This is a genomic window from Pseudomonas sp. SWRI81 (assembly GCF_014268545.1).
GTDB lineage: Bacteria > Pseudomonadota > Gammaproteobacteria > Pseudomonadales > Pseudomonadaceae > Aquipseudomonas > Aquipseudomonas hamedanensis.
In genome coordinates this window covers 49,265-57,553 of sequence record NZ_JABWQS010000042.1, presented here as the reverse complement: position 1 = coordinate 57,553, position 8,289 = coordinate 49,265, and the positions used below count along the sequence as shown (strand labels likewise).

The window sequence follows — 8,289 nt, the reverse complement described above, 5'->3', positions numbered from 1 at the left end:
CGAACGCGATGTGTCAGTTACATTCATGCTGACTGACACGACGCTTTCGCGAGCAGGCTCGCTCCCACAGGGGGCAATGCAGGTTTCTTACATGCCTTTAACGGCGTAGATCCCGTTGGCGTTGCGCCAGTAGCCCTTGTAGTCCATGCCGTAACCGAAGATGTAGCGGTCGATGCACGGCAGGCCGACGAAATCGGCTTTCAGGTCAGGCCGCGCCTTGCGGTCGTGGTCCTTGTCGATCAGCACGGCGGTGTGTACTTTGCGCGCGCCGGCGTGTTTGCAGAAATCAATGATCGCGCCCAGGGTGTGACCTTCGTCGAGGATGTCGTCGATGATCAGCACGTCGCGGTCGATGAACGAGACTTCCGGCTTGGCTTTCCAGAACAGGTCGCCGCCGCTGGTTTCGTTGCGATAGCGGGTCGCGTGCAGGTAGGACGCTTCCAGCGGGAACTGCAGATGCGTCAGCAGTTTGCCGGAGAAGATCAGGCCGCCGTTCATCACGCAGAAGACCACCGGGTTGCTGTCGGCCAGTTGTTCGTTGATTTGTGCACCGACGCGGGCGATGGCCGCCTCGACTTCAGACTCGGTGTACAGGCAGTCAGCCTCTCGCATGATTTGACGGATATGCTCGAGATCAGCGGACATGGCGCTCTCCAGGGGTTGGCGGGTGGGGGGCATGGTTGCGAAAAGCGGGCAAAGGTACGCATCTCGCAGGACCGAATCAAGCTCTTATGGACTAACGTACAGAATGTCCTATAGGACATCACTGTCGGATAGATTAATCTAGGCCGGTTTTTTTGCCCGCCGCCGGAGCCTTTCCCATGCCCATCCTCGAGATCCGCCATCCGCTGATCCGTCATAAACTCGGCCTGATGCGCCGCGCTGATATCAGCACCAAGAATTTCCGCGAGCTCGCTCAGGAAGTCGGCGCCCTGTTGACCTATGAAGCCACCAAAGATTTGCCGCTCGAATCCTACGACATTGCCGGCTGGTGCGGCACCGTGTCGGTGGAGAAGATCGCCGGCAAGAAGATCACCGTCGTGCCGATCCTGCGCGCCGGCATCGGCATGCTCGAAGGCGTGCTGAGCCTGATCCCGGGTGCCAAGGTGTCCGCTGTGGGCGTTGCCCGCAACGAAGAAACCCTGCAAGCCCACACGTATCTGGAAAAACTGGTTCCGGAAATCGACGAACGCCTGGCCATGATCATCGACCCGATGCTCGCCACCGGCAGTTCCATGGTCGCGACCATCGACCTGCTGAAAAAGGCCGGTTGCCGCGACATCCGCGCCATGGTCCTGGTGGCCGCGCCGGAAGGCATTGCCGCCGTAGAAAAGGCGCACCCGGACGTGACCATCTACACCGCGTCCATCGACGAACGTCTGAACGAGCACGGTTACATCATCCCTGGGCTTGGCGACGCCGGTGACAAGATCTTCGGCACCAAGCAGAAGGACGCGTGAGCATGCAGCAAGAGTTCAACGATCCGCTCTGGCGCACGGTGCTGTCCGGCGCGCAGATGCTGTTCGTGGCGTTCGGCGCTTTGGTGCTGATGCCGCTGATCACCGGTCTTGATCCGAACGTGGCCCTGTTTACCGCAGGTCTGGGGACGATCCTGTTCCAGATCGTCACCGGGCGTCAGGTGCCGGTGTTTCTGGCGTCGAGCTTCGCTTTCATCACCCCGATCATCCTCGCCAAGGGCCAGTTCGGCCTCGCCGCGACCATGGGCGGGGTGATGGCGGCCGGTTTCGTCTACACCTTCCTCGGCCTTGCCGTGAAGATCAAAGGCACCGGTTTTATCGACCGTTTACTGCCTCCGGTGGTGATTGGCCCGGTGATCATTTCCATCGGCCTGGCCATGGCGCCGATCGCCGCGAACATGGCGATGGGCAAGGCTGGCGACGGCACCGAGCTGATCCACTACCAGACCGCCATGTTGATCTCGATGCCGGCACTGCTGACCACGCTGATCGTGGCGGTGTTCGGCAAAGGCATCTTTCGTCTGGTGCCGATCATCTCCGGTGTGCTCGTCGGTTTCGCCATGTCGTTTTATTTCGGCGTGGTCGATACCGCGAAGATTGCCGCGGCGCCCTGGTTCGCCCTGCCGCACTTCACCGCGCCGGAGTTCAACTGGCAGGCGATTCTGTTCATCGTTCCGGTAGCGCTGGCCCCGGCGATCGAGCACATCGGCGGCGTGATTGCCGTTGGCAGTGTGACGGGTCGCGATTACCTGAAGAAGCCGGGCCTGCATCGCACCCTGCTCGGTGACGGCATCGCCACCACCGCGGCCGGGCTGTTCGGCGGCCCGCCCAACACCACCTACGCTGAGGTAACCGGCGCGGTGATGCTGACCAAAAACTACAACCCGAAAATCATGACCTGGGCGGCAATCTTCGCCATCACCCTGGCGTTCATCGGCAAGTTCGGCGCGCTCCTGCAAAGCATTCCGGTGCCGGTGATGGGCGGGATTCTGTGCCTGTTGTTCGGTTCGATCGCGGCGGTGGGCATGAATACCCTGATCCGCCACAAGATCGACCTGGGCGAAGCGCGCAATCTGGTGATCGTCTCGGTGACGCTGGTGTTCGGCATTGGTGGTGTGCTGGTCGGCACCGGCACTGGCCCGGATGACTTCGGCCTCAAAGGCATCGCACTGTGCGCAGTGGTGGCGATTGCGCTGAACCTGATCCTGCCGGGCAATGACGGCTGGAAGCAGAAGAAGGCGGATGAGCCGCTGATTTAAGTCTTTAGATCTTCATCGTCTGAGACATCGCTATCGCGAGCAGGCTCACTCCTACAGGGGTACGCATTCCAAATTGTAGGAGTGAGCCTGCTCGCGATTTGCTTTAGAGGGCCAGCGGCGCTCTTTCGCAGAGAGTCGCCAACGCCCTGGCCCATTGCGGGTCGTCGTTCAGGCAGGGCACCAGCACCAACTCCTCGCCCCCCGCTTCGCGGAATTGTTCCTTGCCGCGATCACCAATTTCTTCCAGCGTCTCGATGCAGTCAGCGACGAACGCCGGGCACATCACCAGAATCTTTTTCACCCCGCTTTTGGCCAGCTCATCCAGCCGCGCTTCGGTGTAAGGCTCGATCCACTTCGCTCGCCCCAGGCGCGACTGAAACGATACCGACCATTTGCCGTCCGCCAGGCCCATGGTTTTGGCGAAGGCGGCGGCGGTGCGGAAACATTGCGCGCGGTAGCAGGTCGCCAATACCGCCGGCGAGGCGGTCTGGCAGCAATCTGCGCCCTTGAGGCAATGTTTGCCGGTCGGATCGAGTTTGGTCAGATGCCGCTCCGGCAAGCCATGAAAGCTCAGCAGCAAATGATCGTAATCCTGCTGCAGATGTGGGCGAGCGCTGGCGGCCAGTGCTTCGATATATTCCGGCTGATCGTAGAACGGTTGCAGGATCGATAACTTCACGTCGAGCTTGTTCTCGCGCAGCACGCGCCGCGCTTCTTCGATCACGGTCGTCGTGGTGCTGTCGGCGAACTGCGGATACAGCGGCGCCAAGGTGATTTTCCTGTGCCCTGCTTTCACCAGCCGCAACAGACAGGTTTTGATCGACGGCTCGCCGTAACGCATCGCCAGATCGACCGGGCCGTGTTTCCACGTCTCGGTCATTTGCGCTTGCAAGCGGCGGCTGAGCACCACCAACGGTGAGCCCTCCTCCCACCAGATCGACGCGTAGGCATGCGCCGATTGCTCTGGGCGCTTGATCAGGATCAGCGACACCAGCAGCCGCCGCAGCGGCCATGGCAGGTCGATCACGTACGGGTCCATCAGAAATTGATTGAGGTAGCTGCGCACATCGGCCACCGAGGTGGAGGCCGGAGAGCCCAGGTTGACCAGAAGCAAAGCGTGATCGGTCATGCAACGTCCTATTTCAGAGGCGGCTGGAGAGATCATCCAGGGCCGCGCGTAAATCCGTAAAGCGGAAGGTAAAGCCCGCTTCGAGCAAACGTGCCGGCGTGGCGCGCTGGCCGCCGAGCAATAACAGTGACAGCTCGCCGAGCATGACCTTCAGCGCCAGGGTCGGCATCGGCATGAACGCCGGGCGGTGCAAGACACTGCCCAGAGTCTTGGCAAATTCGCGGTTGCGCACAGGTTTCGGCGCGCAGGCATTATAAGGACCGCTCGCCTGATGATGGTGCAGAAGAAAATCAATCAGGGCGATTTGATCGTCGATGTGAATCCACGGCATCCACTGCCGACCATTGCCCAAAGGCCCGCCCAGCCCGAGCTTGAACGGCAGCAACAGCCGCGACAAAAAGCCGCCCTCGGCCGACAGCACCAGACCGGTTCGCAGCAGCACCACGCGGATGCCGAGGTTCTCGGCGCGCAGGGCGGTCTCTTCCCAGGCGATGCACAGCTGGCTGGCGAAATCGTCGATGCCGGGCGGCGATTCTTCTGTCAGCTCGCGTTCGCCACCGTCGCCGTACCAGCCGATCGCCGAGCCGGATATCAGCAACGCCGGTTTCTGTACGCGAGTTTCCAGCCACGCCAGCAAGGTCTCGGTCAGGGTGATACGGCTGCTCCACAACAACGCCTTGCGTCGATGGGTCCATGGCCGGTCGGCAATCGGCGCGCCGGCGAGATTGACGATTGCGTCCAGCGACTCCTCGCCGAGGTCCTCCAGACGTGCAATTGCGCGAACGTCTGGCCCGCAAATCTGCGCGACCTTGTGCGCGCGTCGACTCCACACGGTCAGGCGATGCCCCTGCTCCAGCCAGTGCCGGCAGAGCTGACGTCCTATCAAACCAGTACCGCCGGTCAGCAATATGTGCATGACATCTTCCTCGCGTGGCGTTTAACCCGGATCACTAGTCTATTTTTATAGGCAGGGATCTTTTCGATCGAGCAGGCTCTATGGTTTAACAATAGGCCAAGCTGTCAGAACGAGAATGCTAGAAGTTATACCAAAAAACATAATTGTACAGGTTTCATCGACGGCGTAGTCTGTACAGAAAGGTAAACGAGGCCCCTATGACTGTACCTATCGCAATCATCGGCACCGGCATCGCCGGACTCTCCGCCGCCCAGGCTCTGACAGAGACCGGGCATACCGTTCAACTGTTCGATAAAAGCCGCGGCAGCGGCGGGCGCATGTCCAGCAAGCGCAGCGATGCAGGTTCGCTGGATCTGGGTGCGCAATATTTCACCGCGCGCGACCGGCGTTTTGTCACGGAAGTGCAACGCTGGCAAAGCAAGGGCTGGGCCGCCGAATGGGCGCCGCAGCTGTACACCTTTCAGGGCGGGCAGTTGAACCTGTCCCCGGACGAGCAGACCCGCTGGGTCGGCACGCCGCGCATGAGCGCCATTACCCGTGGCCTGCTCGACGGTCTGGACGTGCAGTTTGCCTGCCGGATCACCGAGGTTTATCGCGGTGAAGAGCACTGGCACCTGCAAGACGCCGAAGGCTTCACCCACGGGCCGTTCAGCCATGTGGTCATCGCCACGCCAGCACCACAAGCGACAGCGCTGCTGGCGGCCGCACCGAAACTCGCCGGGGCCGCCGCCGGGGTAAAAATGGACCCGACCTGGGCCGTCGCCCTCGCCTTCGAGACACCGCTGGATACACCGATCGAAGGCTGCTTCGTGCAGGACAGCCCCCTCGACTGGCTGGCGCGCAATCGCAGTAAACCCGGACGCGACACCACCCTCGACACCTGGGTGCTGCACGCCACCAGCGCATGGAGCCGACAGCATATCGACTTGCCCAAGGAAGCCGTGATCGAGCAACTGCACGGTGCGTTCGCCGAATTACTGCACAGCGCCATGCCCGCGCCAACCTTCAGCCTCGCCCATCGCTGGCTCTACGCGCGCCCCGCCACCGGCCATGAATGGACGACGCTGGCCGACGCCGATCTGGGCCTGTACGCCTGCGGTGACTGGTGCCTGTCCGGACGGGTCGAAGGGGCTTGGCTCAGCGGCCAGGAGGCTGCACGTCGCTTGCACGAACACCTGCAATGAATCGCATCAACCCGCGCAAATTGCTGCTGTCGAAATGGACAGCAGCCCACCCGCAGAATCGCGAGAAACATTTTCTGGTCACCGAACTGATCCGTGATGAAGACGGCACGGTGCTGGAGGTTGAATTGCAGGCGGTGCTGACCCAGCGCAGCGAGCGCCTGGATTGGCGAACGCTGCAGAACAATGAACACTGGCTACCAGGCTGGAAATAAATTCCCCCCTGTAGGAGTGAGCCTGCTCGCGATGGCGGTGTCTCAGTCAAAACAATCCGTCTGACACACCGCCATCGCGAGCAGGCTCACTCCTACAAAAAAACTTATACAAACCATTTGACTTGTACATCCACGGATCTATGCTGAGCAAAGTTGTACAGAGACAACCCTCTGTACAGGTATAGATTCGAGGTGCTCATGTCTACTGCTTCCCTGTCCAAGCCGAAGATCGCCATCAGCGCCTGCCTGTTGGGCGAAGAAGTGCGCTTCAACGGTGGGCACAAGGAATCACGGCTGTGCAGCCGAACCCTGGCGGAATACTTCGACTTCGTGCCGCTGTGCCCGGAAGTCGCCATCGGCATGGGCATTCCTCGCGAGCCGATTCGGCTGGTCGGCGACCCGCAACAGCCCGAGGCGGTCGGCACCGTAAATCCGAGCATTAACGTCACCCGGCCACTGGCCGAATACGGCGAAAAAATGGCCGGTGAGCTGCAAGATCTCTGCGGCTATATCTTCATGCAGCAATCGCCGTCCTGCGGGCTGGAGCGGGTCAAGGTCTATCACGCCAACGGCGCTCCGGTGAATGGCGGCGGCCGTGGTATTTACGCTCAGGCGTTCTGTGCACAGCATCCGGATTTGCCGGTGGAAGAAGCCGGACGCCTCAACGATCCGGTGCTGCGGGAAAACTTCATCACCCGCGTGCTTGCCTACAGCGCCTGGCAGCAAGTGCTCGCCCAGGGCCTGAGCCGCCGCGCCCTCACTGAATTCCACTCGCGCTACAAATACCTGCTGATGGCGCACAACCCGCTGCAATACAAAGCCTTGGGTAAATTGCTCGGCAACATGGCCGACAGCGACCCAGCGGAGCTCGGCCCGCGCTATTTCAGCGAACTGATGGCCGCACTGAAAAAATGCGCGACCCGCGGTACCCATTGCAACGTGCTGCTGCACATCAGCGGATATTTGAAACAATCGCTGAGCGCCGAAGACAAACAGGAAATGCAGCAGGTCATCGGCCAGTACCGTCAGGGCATCGTGCCGCTGGTGGTGCCGTTGACCCTGCTCAAGCATCATTTTCGCCTCCATCCGGATCCCTACATTGCGCAGCAGGTGTACCTGCAGCCGCATCCGGAAAACCTCAGTCTGCGAAACGCTATCTAATGAACGAAAAAACCGACAGCAGCGCCCAGGAAGACCTCGGCGCCGACTTCAAGAAAGCCCTCGACGAGGGCTGGCTGCCAATCCGCGAAGTCGCGCGGCAGACCGGGGTCAACGCCATTACCTTGCGTGCGTGGGAACGCCGCTACGGGCTGGTCGTGCCACAGCGCACGCCCAAGGGCCACCGTTTGTATTCAGCCGAACATGTGCAGCGGATTCTGGCCATTCTCACCTGGCTCAACCGTGGCGTTGCCGTCAGCCAGGTCAAGCCTCTGCTCGACACGCCGCAAGCGTTCAGCGAAACCGTGGAAAACGACTGGCAACGCTTGCAGCAGACGCTGCTCGCCGCGGTTACCGCACTCAATGAACGCACGCTGGATGACAGCGTCAACCAAGCCATGGCGCTGTACCCGCCGCGCACGCTGTGCGAACAACTGCTGATGCCGTTGCTGAGCGAACTCGAACAGCGCTGGCAGGGCCAGTTCGGCGCGCAGATGGAGCGGGTGTTTTTCCTGTCCTGGCTGCGCAGTAAATTCGGCGCACGCATCTACCACAACAACCGCCAACTGCATGCCGCACCGCTGCTGCTGATCAATCATTCCGACCTGCCACTGGAACCCCAACTGTGGCTGTGCGCGTGGCTGATCAGCAGCGCTGATTGCCCGGTGCAGGTGTTCGACTGGCCGCTGCCGGCCGGTGAACTTGCGTTGACCGTCGAACAGCTCCAGGCCCGTGGCGTTCTGCTGTATTCCAGCAAAGCCCTGCAACTGGCGCAGTTGCCAAAGCTGTTGGCAAACGTCGGTTGCCCGACGTTGATCGCCGGACCGGCGGTGCATATCCACCACGCCGAGTTGTCCGCCAGAACTGCCGAATCCGCCGATTTATTCCTGGCTGAAGATCCGCTTGCTGCGCACCAGGCACTGCTCGAGCGCGGCCTGATTTGATGATGAGTC

At 61.0% G+C, this 8,289-nt stretch carries 9 protein-coding genes; 6 read left to right on the top strand and 3 right to left on the bottom strand.

All coding sequences use genetic code 11. The annotated features are described in order from the left end of the window. Positions 1 to 87 precede the first annotated feature (87 nt). On the bottom strand, positions 88 to 645 hold the full coding sequence (locus HU765_RS21785; RefSeq protein WP_016773231.1) for a hypoxanthine-guanine phosphoribosyltransferase: 558 nt from the start codon (positions 643 to 645) through the stop codon (positions 88 to 90). A 176-nt stretch (positions 646 to 821) separates the two neighbouring features. Here HU765_RS21785 and upp point away from each other — a divergent pair, with 176 nt between their 5' ends. Beyond that, positions 822 to 1,460 (top strand): uracil phosphoribosyltransferase, encoded by a 639-nt coding sequence (gene upp, locus HU765_RS21780; protein WP_090286199.1) that lies wholly within the window; start codon positions 822 to 824, stop codon positions 1,458 to 1,460. Between the two features lie 2 nt (positions 1,461 to 1,462). After that, positions 1,463 to 2,737 (top strand): uracil-xanthine permease family protein, encoded by a 1,275-nt coding sequence (locus tag HU765_RS21775; protein ID WP_186551183.1) that lies wholly within the window; start codon positions 1,463 to 1,465, stop codon positions 2,735 to 2,737. A 103-nt stretch (positions 2,738 to 2,840) separates the two neighbouring features. Here the strand turns inward: HU765_RS21775 and hemH are convergent, their stop codons facing one another. Continuing rightward, positions 2,841 to 3,866 (bottom strand): ferrochelatase, encoded by a 1,026-nt coding sequence (gene hemH, locus HU765_RS21770; protein WP_186622871.1) that lies wholly within the window; start codon positions 3,864 to 3,866, stop codon positions 2,841 to 2,843. Between the two features lie 13 nt (positions 3,867 to 3,879). Then, a complete protein-coding gene (locus HU765_RS21765) occupies positions 3,880 to 4,782 on the bottom strand; it encodes a TIGR01777 family oxidoreductase (RefSeq protein ID WP_186622870.1) in 903 nt (300 codons plus the stop codon). 197 nt (positions 4,783 to 4,979) lie between these two features. Between HU765_RS21765 and HU765_RS21760 the strand changes: the two genes are divergently transcribed. The 4 genes from HU765_RS21760 to HU765_RS21745 all read left to right on the top strand — a co-directional run bounded on the left by HU765_RS21760 (position 4,980) and on the right by HU765_RS21745 (position 8,280). After that, entirely contained in the window at positions 4,980 to 5,966 is a 987-nt protein-coding gene (locus tag HU765_RS21760) for an FAD-dependent oxidoreductase (protein WP_186551180.1), read from the top strand. Continuing rightward, positions 5,963 to 6,178 (top strand): TIGR02450 family Trp-rich protein, encoded by a 216-nt coding sequence (locus HU765_RS21755; protein WP_186622868.1) that lies wholly within the window; start codon positions 5,963 to 5,965, stop codon positions 6,176 to 6,178. The genes HU765_RS21760 and HU765_RS21755 overlap by 4 nt, the downstream gene beginning before the upstream one ends. Before the next feature lie 198 nt (positions 6,179 to 6,376). After that, positions 6,377 to 7,339, top strand: a complete 963-nt coding sequence (locus tag HU765_RS21750) for a DUF523 and DUF1722 domain-containing protein (protein WP_186551178.1) — start codon at positions 6,377 to 6,379, stop codon at positions 7,337 to 7,339. Then, entirely contained in the window at positions 7,339 to 8,280 is a 942-nt protein-coding gene (locus HU765_RS21745; protein ID WP_186551177.1) for a MerR family transcriptional regulator, read from the top strand. Before HU765_RS21750 ends, HU765_RS21745 begins: the two co-directional genes overlap by 1 nt. Positions 8,281 to 8,289 lie beyond the last annotated feature (9 nt).

Excerpts from the sequence above, each read along its gene's own strand:
- HU765_RS21745 (WP_186551177.1), top strand. The coding sequence starts at position 7,339 with ATGAACGAAAAAACCGACAGCAGCGCCCAGGAAGACCTCGGCGCCGAC.
- HU765_RS21760 (WP_186551180.1), top strand. The coding sequence starts at position 4,980 with ATGACTGTACCTATCGCAATCATCGGCACCGGCATCGCCGGACTCTCC.
- HU765_RS21775 (WP_186551183.1), top strand. The coding sequence starts at position 1,463 with ATGCAGCAAGAGTTCAACGATCCGCTCTGGCGCACGGTGCTGTCCGGC.
- HU765_RS21765 (WP_186622870.1), bottom strand. The coding sequence starts at position 4,782 with ATGCACATATTGCTGACCGGCGGTACTGGTTTGATAGGACGTCAGCTC.
- HU765_RS21750 (WP_186551178.1), top strand. The coding sequence starts at position 6,377 with ATGTCTACTGCTTCCCTGTCCAAGCCGAAGATCGCCATCAGCGCCTGC.
- HU765_RS21785 (WP_016773231.1), bottom strand. The coding sequence starts at position 645 with ATGTCCGCTGATCTCGAGCATATCCGTCAAATCATGCGAGAGGCTGAC.
- HU765_RS21755 (WP_186622868.1), top strand. The coding sequence starts at position 5,963 with ATGAATCGCATCAACCCGCGCAAATTGCTGCTGTCGAAATGGACAGCA.
- hemH (WP_186622871.1), bottom strand. The coding sequence starts at position 3,866 with ATGACCGATCACGCTTTGCTTCTGGTCAACCTGGGCTCTCCGGCCTCC.
- upp (WP_090286199.1), top strand. The coding sequence starts at position 822 with ATGCCCATCCTCGAGATCCGCCATCCGCTGATCCGTCATAAACTCGGC.